The sequence below is a fragment of the Streptomyces sp. TE5632 genome, from assembly GCF_054061295.1.
In genome coordinates, this window is the sequence record NZ_JBSSEA010000003.1 from 6,177,752 (window position 1) to 6,194,851 (window position 17,100).

Annotated in this window: 12 protein-coding genes; 3 read left to right on the plus strand and 9 right to left on the minus strand. The window is 72.5% G+C overall.

Translation table 11 applies throughout. The annotated features are described in order from the left end of the window. Positions 1–208 precede the first annotated feature (208 nt). Positions 209–1,435 (plus strand): PP2C family protein-serine/threonine phosphatase, encoded by a 1,227-nt coding sequence (locus ACVW19_RS33450; RefSeq protein ID WP_457464293.1) that lies wholly within the window; start codon positions 209–211, stop codon positions 1,433–1,435. Here ACVW19_RS33450 and ACVW19_RS33455 read toward each other — a convergent pair. Continuing rightward, the gene (locus ACVW19_RS33455; RefSeq protein ID WP_457464295.1) at positions 1,412–2,023 is read right to left on the minus strand and encodes a Tn3 family transposase; all 612 of its coding nucleotides are present in this window, start codon (positions 2,021–2,023) and stop codon (positions 1,412–1,414) included. The genes ACVW19_RS33450 and ACVW19_RS33455 overlap by 24 nt on opposite strands. Before the next feature lie 132 nt (positions 2,024–2,155). Between ACVW19_RS33455 and ACVW19_RS33460 the strand changes: the two genes are divergently transcribed. Both ACVW19_RS33460 and ACVW19_RS33465 read left to right on the plus strand, forming a co-directional pair. Next, positions 2,156–2,674 (plus strand): SRPBCC family protein, encoded by a 519-nt coding sequence (locus ACVW19_RS33460; protein ID WP_457464296.1) that lies wholly within the window; start codon positions 2,156–2,158, stop codon positions 2,672–2,674. A gap of 118 nt (positions 2,675–2,792) precedes the next feature. Next, positions 2,793–5,024 (plus strand): FdhF/YdeP family oxidoreductase, encoded by a 2,232-nt coding sequence (locus ACVW19_RS33465; protein WP_457464298.1) that lies wholly within the window; start codon positions 2,793–2,795, stop codon positions 5,022–5,024. 40 nt (positions 5,025–5,064) lie between these two features. On the opposite strand, the gene ACVW19_RS33470 is transcribed toward ACVW19_RS33465, so the two are convergent. The 8 genes from ACVW19_RS33470 to ACVW19_RS33505 all read right to left on the minus strand — a co-directional run bounded on the left by ACVW19_RS33470 (position 5,065) and on the right by ACVW19_RS33505 (position 17,069). After that, positions 5,065–6,405, minus strand: a complete 1,341-nt coding sequence (locus tag ACVW19_RS33470; RefSeq protein WP_457464299.1) for an amidohydrolase — start codon at positions 6,403–6,405, stop codon at positions 5,065–5,067. Between the two features lie 61 nt (positions 6,406–6,466). After that, a complete protein-coding gene (locus tag ACVW19_RS33475; protein WP_457464300.1) occupies positions 6,467–8,425 on the minus strand; it encodes a TOMM precursor leader peptide-binding protein in 1,959 nt (652 codons plus the stop codon). Further along, a complete protein-coding gene (locus ACVW19_RS33480; protein ID WP_457464302.1) occupies positions 8,422–9,177 on the minus strand; it encodes an ABC transporter permease in 756 nt (251 codons plus the stop codon). The genes ACVW19_RS33475 and ACVW19_RS33480 overlap by 4 nt, the downstream gene beginning before the upstream one ends. After that, positions 9,174–10,145, minus strand: a complete 972-nt coding sequence (locus ACVW19_RS33485; RefSeq protein WP_457464303.1) for an ATP-binding cassette domain-containing protein — start codon at positions 10,143–10,145, stop codon at positions 9,174–9,176. The genes ACVW19_RS33480 and ACVW19_RS33485 overlap by 4 nt, the downstream gene beginning before the upstream one ends. A gap of 46 nt (positions 10,146–10,191) precedes the next feature. Further along, a complete protein-coding gene (locus tag ACVW19_RS33490) occupies positions 10,192–11,385 on the minus strand; it encodes a peptidase M50 (protein WP_457464305.1) in 1,194 nt (397 codons plus the stop codon). Next, complete coding sequence (locus ACVW19_RS33495; protein WP_457464307.1) at positions 11,382–12,515, minus strand: lantibiotic dehydratase C-terminal domain-containing protein; 1,134 nt, start codon at positions 12,513–12,515, stop codon at positions 11,382–11,384. The genes ACVW19_RS33490 and ACVW19_RS33495 overlap by 4 nt, the downstream gene beginning before the upstream one ends. Beyond that, the gene (locus ACVW19_RS33500) at positions 12,503–15,385 is read right to left on the minus strand and encodes a lantibiotic dehydratase (RefSeq protein WP_457464308.1); all 2,883 of its coding nucleotides are present in this window, start codon (positions 15,383–15,385) and stop codon (positions 12,503–12,505) included. Before ACVW19_RS33500 ends, ACVW19_RS33495 begins: the two co-directional genes overlap by 13 nt. Positions 15,386–15,404: 19 nt before the next feature. Next, on the minus strand, positions 15,405–17,069 hold the full coding sequence (locus ACVW19_RS33505; protein WP_457464310.1) for a nitroreductase family protein: 1,665 nt from the start codon (positions 17,067–17,069) through the stop codon (positions 15,405–15,407). Positions 17,070–17,100 lie beyond the last annotated feature (31 nt).

Genomic DNA, 17,100 nt, shown 5'->3' on the forward strand with positions numbered 1-17,100 from the left:
GCCGCCGAGTGCCTCCCAGTGGGGGTTGTGAGAACGAAGATCACGAGCAAACCGGACACGGTCCGGTGGAGGTCCGTGGTCTCTCGGAACCACTCCTTTCTGCGAACGCACAACGTGACCACCTTCACTTGCTGCGACTGGTAACGGGTTGACGCTCACCGTGGCGGTTCCCAAGCTGGTACAGGGGCCGGTAGAAGGGAGCCTGGTCGTGAGTGGTGGGCAGAGTGACCTTCCCCGGCTGCTGACGGCAGCGGAGACGGCGGCGCCGGTGGAGGCCGTCGACGTGGTCGCGGAGGACCTGCGGCGTTTCGGGGCCACTGAGGTCTCTTTCCTCATCGTGGATTTGACGGGGAAGGCGGTGGCGCGGCTGTCCACCGCTGATTCCGCGGAGGGTGGGCGGGAAGCGGAGCGGATCCCCATGTTCGGCAGCGTCTACGAGGAGGTGATCCGTACCCAGCGGCTGTATCGGGAGGCGAGCGGCCGGAAACAGCGGGTGATAGTGCCGGTCACCAACCGGGGGGATCCGATCGGGCTGCTGGAACTGCTCCTGCCGGCCGACGCCGGCGAGGACGTCCTCGCCGAGGTCGGGGAAGCCGCCCACGTCCTGGCCTACGTCGTGATCGCAAACGGTCGCTTCACCGACCTCTACATCTGGGGCAAACGCTCCAGGCCTCCCACCTTGGCAGCGGAAATCCAGTACCAACTGCTGCCGCCGTCACTGTCGTGCGAGGCTGCTCAGTTCACCCTGTGCGGGAGCCTGGAGCCCTCCGAAGACCTCAGTGGCGACACCTTCGACTACATCCTGGACCGCGACACCCTGCACTTGTCGGTGACCGACCCCATGGGCCACGACATCGACGCCGCCCTGGCCGCCACGGTCCTGGTGGGCGCCCTGCGCGGCGCCCGCCGAGCAGGAGCCGGCCTGGCCGAGCAGGCCCACCGGGCCGACGGGGCCCTGGTCGGCCACGGTCACGCCACCGGACAGCTGCTGCGCATCAACCTCCGCACCGGGCAGGCCCAGCTCGTCAACGCCGGCCACCCCTGGCCACTGCGCATGCGCGAGGGGGTTGCGGAGACGATCACCTGCGAAGTGGACCATCCCTTCGGGCTGTCCGCGCTCGCGTCCCACCACCCCTACCGGGTCCAAGACATCGATCTGCGACCTGGTGACCGTCTGCTCATGCTGACCGACGGCATGCTCGAACGGCATGCGGAGAAGGTCGATCTGCCCGCCCTGCTGGAGCGCACCCGGGATCTGCACCCGCGGGAGACCGCGCTGATGCTGACGTCCGCGGTACGGGACGCCGCCGGCGGCCGGCTCGAAGACGATGCCACCGTGATGTGTCTGGACTGGCACGGCCCCCAGGAGAACCAGCGGCACGTCAGCTCCGGCGCGGACACTCAGCAAGCCTCAGCCGGCCGCACGAAGCAGTAGCCGTGACCAGGGCACTCTCCTGGACGGCCGGTAGAACGTGCAGTCCTTCCAGTTCCGGATGAGGGGCATCAGGCCGAAGCCCAGCAGGTGCGCCAGCGCGAGCACCGGCTGGGACTGGCCCTGGGCGTGCGCGTGCACCGTGGTCTGCTGCACCTCGGAGGTGTTCTTCAGCAGGCCCTCGATGATGTAGACGGCCTCCCACACCCCGCACGGGATGAAGTGCGTGAACAGCGCGACGTACGTATCCGAGACGTGGTGATGGGCGATCCCGCCCGGCTTGCCGTACCGGACGCTCGTCTCGGCCGGCAGGTCGTCGAGATGGGTGTCCGTGCGGGTGCCGTCCGCGGCCACCGCGGTGCCGTCGCCCCATGCCTGCGAGATGTCCAGGCGGGCGTGCGCGTTGACCAGGTCGGCCATCGCCTCGTTCCGCAGCACGATCGAGAAGTGCCGGTTCGCCACGTACGGCAGCTCGTGCCCGCTCACGCCGGGAATGTGTCGGGCGGCCTCGTGCGGGCCCGTGTCGGTGCCCTTTTCGGGTAGGGGCCGTCGGTTCCGATCTTGCCGGTGCCGTTCAGGGCGTAGATGCACAGGTTGCCCTTGCCGGGCTCGTCCTTGCTCCGATCACCGCGCGGGGCGGGTACGCCGCGGAGTGAGCCGTGTGGCGGGCTGCCGGGTGCGCGGTGAGACTGGGAGGGAACGGCGCCTGGAGATGGGTGGAGCATGCACACCGTCGAGGAGACGATCGAGGTCGCGGTCCCGGTGCGTACCGCGTACGACCAGTTGACGCAGTTCAAGAGCTTTCCCCGGTTCATGACCGGGGTGCGGCGGGTCGACCAGATCAGGCCGGCCGTCACCCGGTGGGTCGTCGGCGCCGGGCCCGTGCGCCGTGAGGTCGGGATCGAGATCGTGGAGCAGGTGCCCGACTCGCATCTGGCCTGGCGGAGTCTTGAGCGGTGGCTTTCCCACCGCGGCGAGGTGTCGTTCCGGAGCACCGTGGCGGGCACGACGGAGATCACCGTGCGGGTGCGGACCGAGGCGCACGGCGCCGCCGGTGTGCTCGCCGCCGTCCCCGGGGTGACCCGCCGTGCGGTGCGGTCCGGGCTTCGGCACTTCAAGACGTACATCGAGGGGATGGGAGACGCGGGCGGGGCCTGGCGCGGGACCATCCGCAACGGACGTGTGCAGCCCATGGAGCCGGAACCGCCCCGAAGCCGGGTGTCCTGCTGGCCCGTCGGCTGAATCCACGGACGGAACAGTCCACGGAGAGGCAACCCGATGGAAGAAGCCCCCCGACGAAGAGCCGGAGGACGCGCTCACCACGACCCCGCCCCAGAAGTGGGCCGCGGGGGTCCCCGCGGTGAGGCACGCCCTGGAGTACTCCCTGGAGCAGACGTCCCCCCGGCGCGTCGGCGAGACGCTGCTGACCATGAACCAGGTGGGCGGCATCGACTGCCCCGGCTGCGCCTGGCCCGACCCCGCCCCGGGGAAACGGCACCGCAACGAGTACTGCGAGAACGGTGCCAAGCACATCACCGACGAGGCGACGGGGCGGCGGATCACCGCCGACTTCTTCCGCACCCACCCGGTCTCCGAGCTGGGCCGGCGCTCCGACATGTGGCTCAACCAGCAGGGCCGGCTCACCGAACCGATGGTCAAACGGCCGGGATCCGACACCTACGAGCCGATCAGCTGGCATGACGCCCTCGGCCTGCTCGCCGACGAGCTGACCGCGCTCGACTCCCCCGACGAGGCCGTCTTCTACACCTCGGGCCGGGCCAGTAACGAGGCCGCCTTCGTCCTGCAGCTCTTCGCCAGGGCGTTCGGCACCAACAACCTGCCCGACTGCAGCAACCTGTGCCACGAGTCCAGCGGCTTCGCCCTGCACGAGACGCTGGGCACGGGCAAGGGAACGGTCAGCCTCCACGACCTCCACCACACCGACCTGATCTTCCTGGTGGGCCAGAACCCCGGCAGCAACCACCCGCGCATGCTGTCCGCACTGGAGGAGGCCAAACGCAACGGTGCCCGCATCATCGCGGTGAACCCGCTGCCGGAGACCGGACTGAGGCGGTTCAAGAACCCGCAGAAAGCGCGCGGGGTCGTCGGCCCCGGTACCCAGATCGCCGACCGTTTCCTGCACATCCGCCTCGGCGGCGACATGGCCCTGTTCCAAGGCCTGAACCGGCTGCTGCTGGAGGCCGAGGACGCCCGGCCGGGCCAGGTGCTGGACCACGACTTCATCCGCGCCCACACCACCGGCTTCGACGAGTTCGCCGCACACGTGCGTGCCGTCGACCGGCAGGACGTCGCCACCGCTACCGGTCTGACCCGTGAGGAGATCGAGCAGGTCCGGGACGAGGTGCTGCGCAGCCGGCGCGTCATCGTCTGCTGGGCCATGGGCATCACCCAGCACAAGCACGCCGTCCCCACCATCCGCGAGTTCGTGAACTTCCTGATGCTGCGCGGAAACCTGGGTCGGGCCGGCACCGGCGCCTGCCCGGTCCGGGGGCACAGCAATGTGCAGGGCGACCGCACCATGGGCATCTGGGAGCAGATGCCGGACTCGTTCCTCGACGCGCTCCAGCGGGAGTTCGGCTTCGACCCGCCGCGCGCCCACGGACTGGACTCCGTGGACTCGATCAGGGCGATGCGCGAGGGCCGCATCAAGGTCTTCCTCGGCCTGGCCGGAAACTTCGTCCGGGCCGCCCCGGACAGCGCGGTCACCGAGGACGCCGTGCGCAGGTGCCGGCTGACCGCCCACATCTCGACCAAGCTCAACAGGTCGCACACCGTGTGCGGCGACACCGCGCTGATCCTGCCGACCCTCGGCCGCACCGAACGGGACATCCAGGCCGACGGGGAACAGTTCGTCACCGTCGAGAACTCGATGAGCGAGGTGCACACCTCCCGTGGCCGCCTGAAGCCGGCCTCCCCCCTGCTGCTCAGCGAGGTCGCCATCCTGTGCCGGCTCGCCCGCCGCACCCTCGACGGCCGCGTCGACGTCCCCTGGGAGCAGTTCGAGGGGGCCTACGGGACCATCCGTGACCGGATCTCCCGCATCGTGCGGGGACTGCACGACTTCAACCGGCGCGTGGTCCGTCCCGGCGGCATCCAGCTGCCGAACCCGGTCAACGAGGGCGTGTTCCGCACCGCTGCCGGCAAGGCCCTGTTCACCCGCAACACCGGGGAGGCGCCGGGCGTCCCCGAAGGACACCTGCTGCTGCAGACCCTGCGCTCGCACGACCAGTGGAACACCGTTCCCTACACCACCGACGACCGCTACCGGGGCATCCACGGAAGCCGTCGGGTGGTCCTCGTCAACCCGGGCGACCTGGCGGAACTCGGCCTGACCGAGGGCCAGTGGGTGGACCTGGTCGGCGTGTGGACGGACGACACCGAGCGCCGCGCCGAGGACTTCAAGGTGGTCCCGTACCCGACCGCACGGGGCTGTGCCGCCGCGTACTACCCGGAGACCCAGGTCCTGGTACCGCTCGACAGCGTCGCCGAGGTCAGCAACCAACCGGCGTCGAAGGCCGTCGTCGTCCGGCTGGAGCCCACCGCCCCCCGGCCGGGCACCGCCGCGCGTTGAGCCACGGCGGATCTCCGTGGCCGAGCGCGCGGTCGGGCCTTCACGCCGCGGCGAACCGGTCGAGTGCCGCGACCGTCAGCGCGGCGATCGCCGGGCGCAGGGCGCTGCCGATGTGCGGGGCGAAGTGCGGGGAGTGGTTCGGGGCCGGCGGTGGTGCGGCGTCCGGGCCGTCGGTCGTCGCCCGGAGCCATGCTTCCGGGTCCGCCACGCCCAGCATCCAGTAGACCAGCGGGATTCCGCGCTCCCCGTGGATCGCGGCTCCGGCGTCCCCGAACAGGGGGAAGTCCTCCGTGGCCATCGTCCCCGGCCAGGGCAGCACCCGCGCGGGCCCCAGGAGTCCCGTGTGAGCCCGCCGGATCGAGCCGGTGGTGTGCGGGTCGCACAGCAGGGCCGCCGAGCGGGAGGCGACGGTCACCTCGGGTTCCCGGGGCGCGCCCGCCGCGGCGCTCTCGGCGAGCACGATGCGGCGCACCGCGGTCAGCGCCCGGTCCAGGGACGCCTCGCCGGCCGCGCGGACCGCGATGCCGAGCACGGCGTGGTCCGGTATGACGTTGGCGGCCGTTCCGGCCCGCACGGTTCCCACGGTCAGCGTCACCTGGTCGGCGGGTGCGGTCTCGCGGGCGACGACGTTCTGGAGCCGGGTGACGACGGCTGCCGCCATGACGACCGGATCCACCGCCAGGTGCGGGGTGGCGACGTGACCGCCCCGTCCGTGCAGCACCACGTCGAGCACCGCGCCGGCCGCCGCCATCGGTACCTGCTCCGTCGCGTGCGCGACGGTGCCGGAGGGCATCGGCGCGGCATGCTGGGCGAGGACGACATCAGGTCTGCCGAACCGTTCGTACAGGCCGTCGCGCAGCATGGCCTCGGCTCCGGCCAGCGTCTCCTCGGCCGGCTGTCCCACCACCAGCAGGGTGCCCCGCCACCGGTCGGACAGACGGGCGAGCAGGTCCGCGGCACCGGCCGCCGCGGCCAGGTGCAGGTCGTGGCCGCACGCGTGCATGGCGTCGTTGCGGCTGGCGTACGGCAGCCCGGACCGCTCGCGCATCGGGAGCGCGTCCAGCTCGGCCCGCAGCCAGACGCGGGGGCCGTCCCCGTTGCGGAGCACCCCGACGACGCCGTGGCCGCCCACCTGGTGGGTGAGGTCGCAGCCGGCCGCCGCGAGGCGCCGGCCGAAGCGGTCCGCGGTGCGGGCCTCCGCTCCGGACACCTCCGGGTGCGCGTGCAGGTCCAGGTAGTGCGTGAGGGCGGGCCGCAGCACCTCCCCGACGCGGGTGAGGAGCTGCTCGGCGCCCGGCGGCAGCGAGCCGTGACCGGGTGCGGGCGGGGCCCCGGGGCCGGCCGGTGCCGGGCCCGGGGCGTGGTGGGACGGTGAAGTCATGGGCGCGCTCCGGGAAACGGCCGGGCCTCCGCCGCGGTGCGGGGAGGCCCGGGAGACGGGCTCAGGGGAAGGGGTGCGGGGCCCGGCGGATCTCCGCGTCGGTGAGGTCGCGGTCCCGGTGCCCGCCGCGACGCAGCGCGGTGCGCAGCCGGGGCATCAGCAGGGCCCGCTGCCGGTTCCAGCCGAAGTCGATCGGCAGCAGCCCCGGCACCACCGTGCTCACCGTCCGCAGCCCCATCCGTTCCTGCTCGGGCGAGGTCTGGTCGACGACGATGACGTCGTGGCCCGCCCGCACCAGTTCGTCCCGGACCACGGCGACGTCGTCGCGCAGGTCACCGGTGCGGGGGCGGCCGTGGCTCTCCCAGCCCCGGTACACCTCGTCGAAGGGGCGGACCTCGGACGGCTCCAGGTAGTCGCGCGCGTACGCGGCCATGCGGGGCAGCCCGTAGAGCTGGGGGTGGTCCTTCAGATGGCGCACCAGGAAGAAGTCGTCGGCCATGGCCTCCAGTTCGTCGCGGCGCTCGGCGGTCTGCCGGGCCAGGTGCGGGATGTAGCTCAGTACTTCGGACAGGGCCCCCTCGACCGCGGACCTCGGGTCCAGTGAGGCCGCGGCCGCGAAGGACAGGGTGCCCGGGCCCCCGTCCCGGCGGACGCCGACCACGGTGACGGCCGGGATCGCCAGGTCGATCCGGTTGTCGAGGACGTGGACGTCGTAGCCCTGCAGGGCGGCCCGCTCGGCCATGGCGACCGCCGTGGGACTGCCGACCGTCTCCAGGTCGATGCGGGGCAGCCGGGCCGCGCCGTACCAGCCGTTCAGGAAGGAGTCCCGCTCGACGAGTTCGAGCAGGCCGCCCAGGACGGCCTCCTCCAGGCACCCGCCGATGGCACAGCCGTTGGAGCACTCGAAGACGAAGTTGTCGTCGGCCAGCGGAATGCTGTAGTAGACCAGCCGCGACGGCACCAGGACGGCGCGCTCGTCCCGCAGCGACCAGCCCCACTCCCAGGGGATGGGCCGGCCCGGGTCGAAGGGCTCGACCGAGGGGTCGTCCCGGTAGGTCTCCGGGCTGTACAGGCCGCACACCGCCGGGTCGATCGCGTCGGATTTCAGTTCGTCGTACGAGCCGATCACCGGCGCCGAGCCGCCGCGCCGGTGGGTTCCCGCGTACCGCTCCAGACCTTCGAGGAACGCGAGCCGGCGGCTGGTGGCGAAGGAGTTCTCCTGCCCGCTCCAGGTGACGTCGTGGAGCCCCGCGTACCCCCGTACGAACGCGCTGCCGGCCACCGGGGCGGTGGTGGACGAGGTGACGTCCGTCCAGGTCCCGGCGCCCAGGGCGCCGCACACCGGATTGGCCAGGGCGTCCGTGGGCAGCGGGTACGCGAAGGCCGAGCGCAGCCGGTAGGTGCCGGGATCCGGTTTGGGACGCGGAGCGGGGGCGAGCGGCCGGACCTCGTCCGCCGCCCGGGGCCGGACGCGGGGACCGCAGTCCGGGCACATCGGGTCGGCGAGCAGCGGATACGTCCTGACCGTCAGGTTCGTCAGGTCCAGCCGGGTCACCTGGGGCAGGGCGCGGTCCGCCGGGTGCTCGGCGGGAGGGACCGGGCGCGGTCCGTGCAGCAGGGCCTCGCACAGCGCGGCCACGGTGTCGTGGACGTGACCGGTGAGCAGCGGCCAGGCGCCGGCCGGGCGGGGCCCGTCGGCGCCGCCGGTCTCCAGGGCGTTGCGCTCACTGCGGCTGCGCAGCCGCTGCCACCGCAGGGCGAGGCAGCGGCCGCAGGCGGGTGCCTCGCCGTCGCCTCCCCAGGGGCCGAGCAGGATCGCCGAGGCGCTGACGTGGACCAGCGCCGTCGGACGCTGTGCGGCCCACGGGTCCCGGGCCCCGGCGTCCCCGCCGCCCGCGCCGACGGCACCGACCGGCACGACCCGTGGGGCGTCGGAGCCGAAGTGGCCGTCCAGGAACGCCTGGAGGGTGTCGCGGGCCTGCTCCATCGGATGCGGAAGCGGACGGGTCGCGGTGGTCATGACGTCTTCGTCCAGCGGAAGGTGCGCGCCGCGATCGCCCCGAAGACGACGGCGAACACGACGAGCCAGAGACACCCCACGCCGATGTCGGCGAGGTCGCCGCGGCCGATCAGGGCGGCCGACACCGCGTCGTTGAGATAGCGCAGCGGCATGACCAGCGAGACCTTCTGCAGCCAGTCCGGCATGGCGTCCAGCGGGAAGAACGACCCGGACAGGAAGGCCATCGGCAGCATCAGGAAGTTGGCGATGCCGGCGACCGACTCCGGGGTGTCGGCGATGCTGCCGACGATCACCCCGAGCAGCAGGAAGGTGGTGATGCCGAGGGCCATGACGGGGATCAGCAGGGGCCACCGGGACGCGGGCACCAGGTCGAACCCGGGGAGCATCGCCACCCCGACGAACAGGACCGACTGGACGAGTCCCACGCCCAGGGCCAGGACGTAGCGGGACCCGATGACGGAGGACAGCGGGGCCGGCGACATGCGGATCATCCGCAGGATGTCGTCCGCGCGCCACTGCATCAGCGTGAAGCCGATGCCGAAGACGGCGGCGTTGGCGACGCCCCAGGAGAGCACTCCGGCGGCGGTGTAGGAGAGGTAGGAGAAGCCGCTCTCCTCGACGGCCTGGCCCCGGAAGATGAGTCCGAAGACGACGAGGAAGATCAGCGGGAAGGCGAAGGTGAAGAAGACGGTCGTCTTGTCCCGGACCTGGGCGCGGTAGCCCGCCGCGGTCAGCGCGGTGTAGGCGCTCATACCTGGTGCTCCTGGTTGTTCGAGGCGAGGGGGTTCTGCGGGTTCTGCCGGGCGGTGATGTCGAGGTAGACGTCCTCGAGGCTGGGGGTGCGGGTCTGCACACCGTCCAGACCGGTGACGGCGTCGAGGGCGGCGAGGACCTTGCCGGTGGCGCGGGTCTCCAGGACGAGGTGTCCGCCCTGCACGGTGACAGCGTCCACGCCGGGGAGGGACGCGGCCTTCCGCTCGTCGATCCGGCCGAGCGGGACCAGCATCCGGCTGGTGGCGCCGAAGGTTCCGATCAGGTGCTGCGGTTCGTCGGTGACGACGAGCCGGCCGGCCACCAGGATGCCGACGCGGTCGCAGAGCGCCTCCGCCTCGTCCAGGTGGTGGGTGGTGTACACGATGGTCCGGCCCTCCGCCTTGAGGCCCCGCAGGACCTCCCACAGAGCGCGCCGGCCCTCCGGGTCGAGCGCGGCGGTCGGCTCGTCGAGGAAGATCAGCTCGGGTCCGTGGACCAGCGCGGAGGCGATGGCGAGTCGCTGCCGCTGGCCGCCGGAGAGGTCGTCGACCCGGACGTCGTGCCGCCCGCCGAGGCCCACGGCGTCCAGAGTGGCGTCGACGGCGGCGCGCTCCGCGCCGAACAGGGCCGCCACCGTACGCAGATGCTCGTGGACGGTCTGCCGCACGAAGAACGCCGACGACTGGGTCTGCACGCCCATGCGCGGCAGCAGACCGGTGTTGCGCGGCCAGGGTGACTCGCCGAACACCGTGACCGAGCCGGAGTCGGCCTTGCGCAGCCCTTCCATGATCTCCACCAGGGTGGACTTCCCGGCGCCGTTGGGACCGAGCAGCCCGAAGAACTCGCCGCGCCGGACGTCCAGAGAGACCCCGTCGACGGCCCGCCGGTCGCCGTAGCTCTTGGTCACGTCACCGACCGAGACGGCCGGCCCGGCTCCGCGGTCCGCGGTGGGGGAGGGGGAGGTCATAGGGGTACCTCATTCATGAGTTGCGTGATCTTTCGGGGTGGGGACGTCATCGGAGCAGCAGGAGGACGACGGCGGTGCCGGTTCCGGCCACCGCGAGCAGGACGAGAGCGGCGGCCGTGACGGCGTAGGAGGTGTAGAGACGGCGGGCGCGCCGCGGGTAGGCGGCGACGGCGTCCCGTCCCTGCCTGCGCAGGGTCAGGTAAGTCCCCGTCTCCGGGGCGAGGTTGGCGGCGCCCACAGTGTGGCCGAGCATGCGGTACCCGTCCAGCGGCGGCAGCGGGACCAGGTTGCTCAGGGCCTGCACGACGCCGACGAAGAGCATCCCGGCGAGCACCGGGCGGCCAGGGTCGGCCGGGTCCAGCAGGGCCCGCCACAGTGCGAAGGGCAGCAGGAGCACCAGGTTGACGTACGCGCCCGCGGCGGCGACCACCAGCTTCGCCCGCAGGCCGGGCAGGAACAGGTAGTTGTCGACCGTGCAGTACATCATCATGGCCGGGAACCGCCAGCGCAGCCCGATCTCGGTGACCACACCGCCGTAGTGCCGGGCGGCGATCCCGTGGGCGAGTTCGTGCAGGCAGATGCTGAACCAGAGGAAGACCGCGAACGGGATCAGCACGAGCGGACGGGTCAGCAGCTCCCACGTTCCGTCGAGGGCGGCCACCGGATCCGCGAGCACGGCGACGATCAGCACCAGCACGGCGACCACCAGCGGAAGTTGCGCCCAGGGGCGGAGCACCGGCCGCAGCAGCCGGTGGAGGCGTCCGGTGGTCCCGTGCGCGTCGGCGACGGTCCGCCGGCTGCCCTTCCAGAAGGTGCCGGTGCGGGCCGGGGGCGGCTCGGGCGGCGCGGGGTCCGGGGACCCGGCGAGCAGTCCGCGGGTGCCGAGCAGGCCGAGCAGCCGGGTCCACTGCTCCTCGGGGAGCCGGAGGCGGAACCGGGCCGCGTACTCGGCCACGACGTCGTCGACGTTGCGGGTTCCGTCGAGCCGGCTGATGACGAAGTGCTCCTTGGGGCCCACCTCGAACGCGGCACCGCTGACCGGGTGCTTGATGAGGTGGACGGTACGCGGACCACGCAGCAGGGGCGGACCGATCAGCACGCCCGGGCGCAGCGCGGGGCGGTACGCGCGGGCGGCGGAGGCGCGGTCCGCGGCCACGTGGTCGGCGGCGGTACGGTCGCCCACGGCGGAGTGGTCGCCGACGGCGGAGTGGCCGGTGGGCGACTGTTCGGTGGCGCTCATGAGACCGCCTGCCGTCCGTCGGCCGGCTCGCGCAGCACCCGGCCCAGGACGAAGGCCAGGTACGCCTCGTCCCGGATCGTCACATGCAGCCGGTTGTTGGTCATGTGCATGTACGGCGACAGCAGGCGGGGCAGCACCGCGGGCACATGGGTGACGGTCACCAGAGGAGCCGCGTCGGGGTCCTCGGCGCGCTCCTGGCCGGTGTCCTCGCGGGCCGGGCCGTCCCAGGCCGGGAAGGCGAGTTCGCCGCGCTCGGTGAGGTCCACCACCCGTCGGCGCAGCTCCAGGCAGTGTTCGGCCCAACGCCGCAGGAACGCCGGCAGCCGGGACAGGTCGCCGCTCGCCACGGCCTGCCTGATCTGCGCGAACCGGGTGCCGAGGGACGGCGCCATGCGCTCGTAGGTGCGCTCGTACTCGGTGGACCCGATGAAGTTGGTGCCGGGGAACAGCCGGTGCCAGAAGGCGTAGTAGGAGTCGAGGTAGTCCGCGAGCCGTTCCTCCTCGGGCAGGAAGCAGCTCGCCATCACCATCATCAGCTGGGCGGAGGTGCCGAGCAGCACCGTCCGCAGGTGCAGGTTCATGCTCCGGTACGCCTCCAGGACCAGGTCGCTGGAGTGGCGGAAGTGCCATTCGGCGAGGTCCACCCCGGCCGGTCCGCCGTACTTGGCGTACTCGGGGGCGTAGACCTCGTAGGAGAAGGAGTTGTTCGGCCTGAGGTTCATCAGGCCGTCCGGGCCCATGTACTTGGCCCGGTCCTCGCCGGGGAACTCGATGTCGAAGAGGGAGTTGTAGAAGTCCTTGAGGAAGCCGGAGTCGACCTCGTAGAGGGCGGGGCGGGCCTTCAGGAAGTCGTTGACCGCCTCCTCGGTGCGGCGGCGCACCTCGGCGTCGGCGTCGGGGCCGCTCGGGCGCAGGCGCAGCCTGATGTGCGGCCCCTCCAGCCAGTAGTTGATGAAGAAGTAGCCGGACAGCAGCCCGTCATCGGTGAGCCGGTCGACCAGCGGGCGGACGCAGTTCACCAGCAGCGGCTGGGGGTTGGCGGCGTAGAAGACGTGCAGGGCCAGCCAGGGCGAGGGACCGGTGCCCTCGGGGTCCGGCCGGAAGGCCGCGGGTTCGGTCAGTTCGGGCATGACGGGGCGGCCTCCGGTTCGGACTGCTGCAGTCGGCGGGTGGTGAAGGTCTCCACGGCGAGCTCGGCCACGTGCCGGCCGCGCCGGGAGGTGAGGTGGAGCCCGTCCTCGGCGGGGAGCATCTCCCGGAAGGTCACCCGGGTGCCCGGCTTGCGCTCCACCAGGGCGTCGAACGCGGACAGGGAGAGCGGGCTGTCGAAGTCGACGTAGACGGGCTTGGCCCCGATCGGTCCCTGGTCGGCGTGGGAGACCGTGGCGAAGCAGCGGTCGGGCAGGCCGTGGAGGCGCTGCCAGCGCCGGTACTCCAGGTAGTACTCCTCCTCCCCGGCCCCGGGGCGGCGGGCCGGCAGGCACTGAGCGTCCGCGGTCCAGCTGCGCCGGCTGACCACCACGTCTCCGTGCCGGACCCGGGGCCTGCGGGTGACCCCGTTCTCGGCCTCGCCCTCGGGCACCCCCGCCCACACGTCGAAGGGGGCCATGGTGCTGGGGGAGAGGAGCAGCAGGGTGCGCGGGATCTCGGGGAGCGCGATCGGCACGAGGTAGCCGAGATAGACCGGCACGACCTCACGGCCGAGGCGGCGGGAGCGCAGCACCAGGCGGCCGGCCTGCTCGTCGTGCTGGATGTAGAGGTCGTCGAGATGGATCCGGGCGTCCTCGGGCACCGTGCTGGTCTCACCCGGGCAGACGATCTGGTGGTCGGTCAGCCGGCCGTGCAGGTTCAGGTTGCTGCTGACCGGTCCTCCGGTGACCTCCGCGAACACGGCGCCCTCCGGCCGGCGGGCCGCCATCTCCTCGCGCAGGGTGTCGGAGAAGCCGGGTGCCGCCGGGTCGGTGTCCGCTCCGGTGCCGTCGTAGAGGTGGGTGAACCGGCTGAAGGGGAAGGCCAGTCCGCCGTAGGACTTGTTGAGGACGACCAGCGGTCGGCCGCCGGGCGGACGGGACAGCTGGATGTGATGGCTCTGAGGTGTGAAGTCACGGGTGAGTGGGGCGAGTTCACCGGCGGTCTCGGAGAGCAGCCGGTCCGACAGTTCGATCTCCTCGGCGTTGGCGTCGGCCACCGTGCCGTGCCGCCGCCACAGGTCTTTCATGCCCTCGTGGAAGTGGCGGCGGGCCCGGTCGAGGGCCTTCATCTCGCTCTGCCCGAGCCAGTTCTCCTCGGGCAGGTAGGTGCCGTTCTCGTCGTAGGAGGCGCGTTTGGAGGTGAAGGAGACGTACTGGTCGAAGAAGTCCTCGTGGAAGTCGTGGACCAGGCCGAGCAGGTCGTCGCAGCGGCCGCCGCGGCCGTAGCGGGCGGTGAAGAAGCCCAACAGCGTGATGCGTTGGGGCAGGGTCAGGTCGAAGAGCGGCAGGATGCCCTCGACGGCCCGCAGGGCCCGGCCGGTCTCCCCGCCCAGTACGGCGGGCCCGCAGGTCAGGTCGTCGCCGGTGTCGACGTCCTCGTACACCAGGGTCTGCGGAAGGGCCGGCTCGGCCGCCCCCAGTTCCCGCTGCGCGTCGAGCAGTTGACCGCGCAGGGTGCTCAGCAGCGTGCGGCGTTCACCGACGCCGGCCCCGGGGTAGCGGGCGAGGCAGTCGGCCGGGCCGTCCAGCAGGCGGGCCAGCCGGTCGGCCCAGGGCGCCCCGAGGGAACGCAGGGCGTCCTGGTAGGAGCGGAGCGGGTCCTGACTGTGCACGTCCGCGCGGAGCACCGGCACCTGCACCATGCCGAGGTCCAGGAGGGCCGACGCGTACCGTTCGCACTCCTCGCGTCCGGCGTCGTGCCCGGTCTCCAGCCAGGCCACCAGGTCCCGGTGGCGCACCGGCGCGTCCTGGGCGCCGAGCCACTCCAGGAGCCGTTCCAAGGTGCCGCTGCTGCGCAGGTAGAACAGCCGGTCGCGGACCGCGTCGAAGGTGACGGCGGCGCTGTCGTCGCCCGCGGTCATCACATGGCGCACGTAGCGGATGCGGTCGGCGTCGCGTCCCCAGCCCGGGGAGAGGACCACCGGCAGGTCCTGACGGCGGCCGGGGTCGGCCGTGATCAGTTCGGTCAGCCGGGCCAGCGCCACCACGTTGAGCCGTACGTGGCTCACCCAGTCCTCGCCGGTGCGCAGCGCGGCCCCGCCGTCCGACGGGTCGCCCGCGAAGGTGCCGAGGCCGATACCGGTGAAGGTGCTGAAGGGGCTGGTCTTGCAGGCCGTGCGGTACAGGTAGGTCAGCGCGGAACGCTCGATCTTGCGCAGCCGGTTGCCGGGCCGCGGGCTGGTGTCGCGCAGGTAGGCGTCCAGCCGGCCGTCGAGGGCGGGCGAGGCGAGCAGCAGGCCGAGGCGCAGCCGGTCGTCGGTCAGTACGTCGCGCAACACGCGCCGGTTCTCCTGGAGTTCGCCGGCGAGCAGGTCCGCTCCGGTGGCCCGCAGTTCCTCGAGGCGGGCACGGTCGTGCAGCCACTGGGCGGTACGCCGGCCGGTCTCGGGGTCCTGCTCCGTCACCAGGTGGACGGCGGCCTCGGTGTCGGCGGGCAGCCGGTTGTTGAAGACCTGCCGACGCAGGTTGAGCAGCCCGCGGCGCACGGCGGCGTCGCCCGGGTCCTCGTCGGGACCGGTGGTCGACTTGACCAGGGTGTGCAGCAGGTCGCTGAGGGCCGCCCCGGCGGCGGTCAGCCGTTCCTCCTCGGCCAGCACGGCATCGGCCCAGCGGCGGGTGCCGGGGCAACGCAGGCCGTGCACCGTCTCGATGGGCAGGCCGGCCGCGCGGAGCATGAAGCGCCGGCCGGGTTCCCAGTGGGTGCCGGGCTCCGTGACGGCGCCCGGCCCGGTGTCCGTGGGGGCGGCCACGTCGGTGTCCGTGGGGGCGCCTGCCGCTGTGGCCGTGGCGCCGGACTCTGTGGGTGTCATGGGGAATCCTCTACGGCCGTCAGGCGATCTCGTGGCGGAAGTCGGCGGGCTGGGGCCGTTCGTGTCCGAGGGCCATGATGAGCAGCGGGGCCTCGTCGCCGTCCGCCAGCCCGAGCCGCTCGACGAACGAGACGTTGTCGAAGCCCAGCGCCACGCCGGCGCCCAGGCCCAGGGCGGAGGCCGCGACGTAGAAGCTCTGCGAGACGGCTCCGGCGGTGCCGACGGCGAGCCGGTAGCCGCGGTCGCCGAGGGCGTCCAGGACCGCGGTGGTGCGCACGGTGGGCACCAGGACCGCACCGGCCTGCTCCAGGTTGTAGTTGGCCAGGAAGTAGTTCTCCTGGAGGAAGGAACCCTGCGGGCCCGGGGCGACCGGGCGCAACTCGTCACGGTCGGGGTCGTACGCGTACGCCCCCTGCTCCACGCCTTCCACGTGGTTGACGAAGGCGTACAGCTTGGCGAGCCGGACCTCGCCGGACGGATCGGTGTCGCCGGCCAGCCGGGTCCCGGCACAGGCGGCGAGCACCGCCGACAGTTCTCCGGTGCCGACCGGACGACGGGCGTCGAACCTGCCGAAGCTGGAACGGCGGTCGCGCAGGGCGCGGCGGACGCCGGTGTCCGGGAACGCCGGCGCGGGCAGAGCGACGGGGACGCCGACGGCGTCGGCGGCGGTATCGGCGTCGGCACCTGCGGTGGGCAGGGCCGCGGCGGCGGCCAGCGCCCCGGGAGCCGGCCGGTCGGCGGCGCCCTCCAGAGTGGCCGCGTGCATCTCGCTCAGCGCGGTGAAGTCCAGCAGGGTGCGCGAGCGTTCGACGTCCCGGTGCCGGACGGCCGGCCGGTGGCGCGGGTCCGTGCGGGGGACGGCCGGGCGGGCGGCGGCCTCCGGGCAGGGGGCCGGCCCGTCCCAGTGCAGCGGCACCACGGCGAACACCGTCTCCTCCTCGCCCGCCGTTCCGAGGAGTTCGTTCAGCCGGGGTTCGTCGAACCACAGCACGGGGGCGAGCCGCAGGCCCCGGGCGGCGGCCCAGATCCGCCAGGTCTGCACGAGGGTGCCGATGTCGGTGCTGACCACGTGGAACGAGAAGCTGTTGTACTTGAAGGAGTTCTGCCAGTACTTGACGCCGAGCAGCAGGTACTGGTCGGTCTCGAGGGCCTCGGCGGGCGCGTCCGCGCCGAGCGCGCCCCGGACCCTGTCCGTGACGTCGCCGGCCAGCAGCCGCTGCAGGGCGTGCCGGTGGATGTCGTAGTAGTGCAGACCCGGGGTGAGGGGGCCGGAGGGGCCGGACGCCCAGTGGATGCTCACCGGGTAGAGCCCGCCGCCGCCCGCGGTGCCGCGCGACCAGTTCGCGTGGGTGTAGTACGGCAGTCCGGGCAGGTCGGTGTTGGCCTGGATGCCGAGGCGGCGCCCGGTCAGCCCGTAGGAGTCCCGGAGCATCGCCGACAGCAGCGGGAGGCCGAACCCGGGCGAGCCGTCGGCGTCCTGGACCCGGGCGGTGCCGGGCAGCAGACCCGGCGCGACCGGGACGTCGGCGAGGTCCTCGGTGCCGGGCAGGGCGAACGCCTCGGCATCCGGGTAGTACTTGCCCTTGCGCGGGCCGTCGTCCCAGTTCACGACATGGTCGGTGGGCTCCATCGGGACGCGGCCGCGGTGCAGGATGGCGTGCGCGTACTCATGGGCGTACCCCATGGGATCCCCCTTTCATCGGTTCCTTGGTGCT

What these genes read in the sequence shown, in the direction of transcription:
- ACVW19_RS33460 (WP_457464296.1), top strand. Translation starts at nt 2,156, where the DNA reads ATGCACACCGTCGAGGAGACGATCGAGGTCGCGGTCCCGGTGCGTACC.
- ACVW19_RS33490 (WP_457464305.1), bottom strand. Translation starts at nt 11,385, where the DNA reads ATGAGCGCCACCGAACAGTCGCCCACCGGCCACTCCGCCGTCGGCGAC.
- ACVW19_RS33495 (WP_457464307.1), bottom strand. Translation starts at nt 12,515, where the DNA reads ATGCCCGAACTGACCGAACCCGCGGCCTTCCGGCCGGACCCCGAGGGC.
- ACVW19_RS33470 (WP_457464299.1), bottom strand. Translation starts at nt 6,405, where the DNA reads ATGACTTCACCGTCCCACCACGCCCCGGGCCCGGCACCGGCCGGCCCC.
- ACVW19_RS33475 (WP_457464300.1), bottom strand. Translation starts at nt 8,425, where the DNA reads ATGACCACCGCGACCCGTCCGCTTCCGCATCCGATGGAGCAGGCCCGC.
- ACVW19_RS33480 (WP_457464302.1), bottom strand. Translation starts at nt 9,177, where the DNA reads ATGAGCGCCTACACCGCGCTGACCGCGGCGGGCTACCGCGCCCAGGTC.
- ACVW19_RS33485 (WP_457464303.1), bottom strand. Translation starts at nt 10,145, where the DNA reads ATGACCTCCCCCTCCCCCACCGCGGACCGCGGAGCCGGGCCGGCCGTC.
- ACVW19_RS33500 (WP_457464308.1), bottom strand. Translation starts at nt 15,385, where the DNA reads ATGACACCCACAGAGTCCGGCGCCACGGCCACAGCGGCAGGCGCCCCC.
- ACVW19_RS33505 (WP_457464310.1), bottom strand. Translation starts at nt 17,069, where the DNA reads ATGGGGTACGCCCATGAGTACGCGCACGCCATCCTGCACCGCGGCCGC.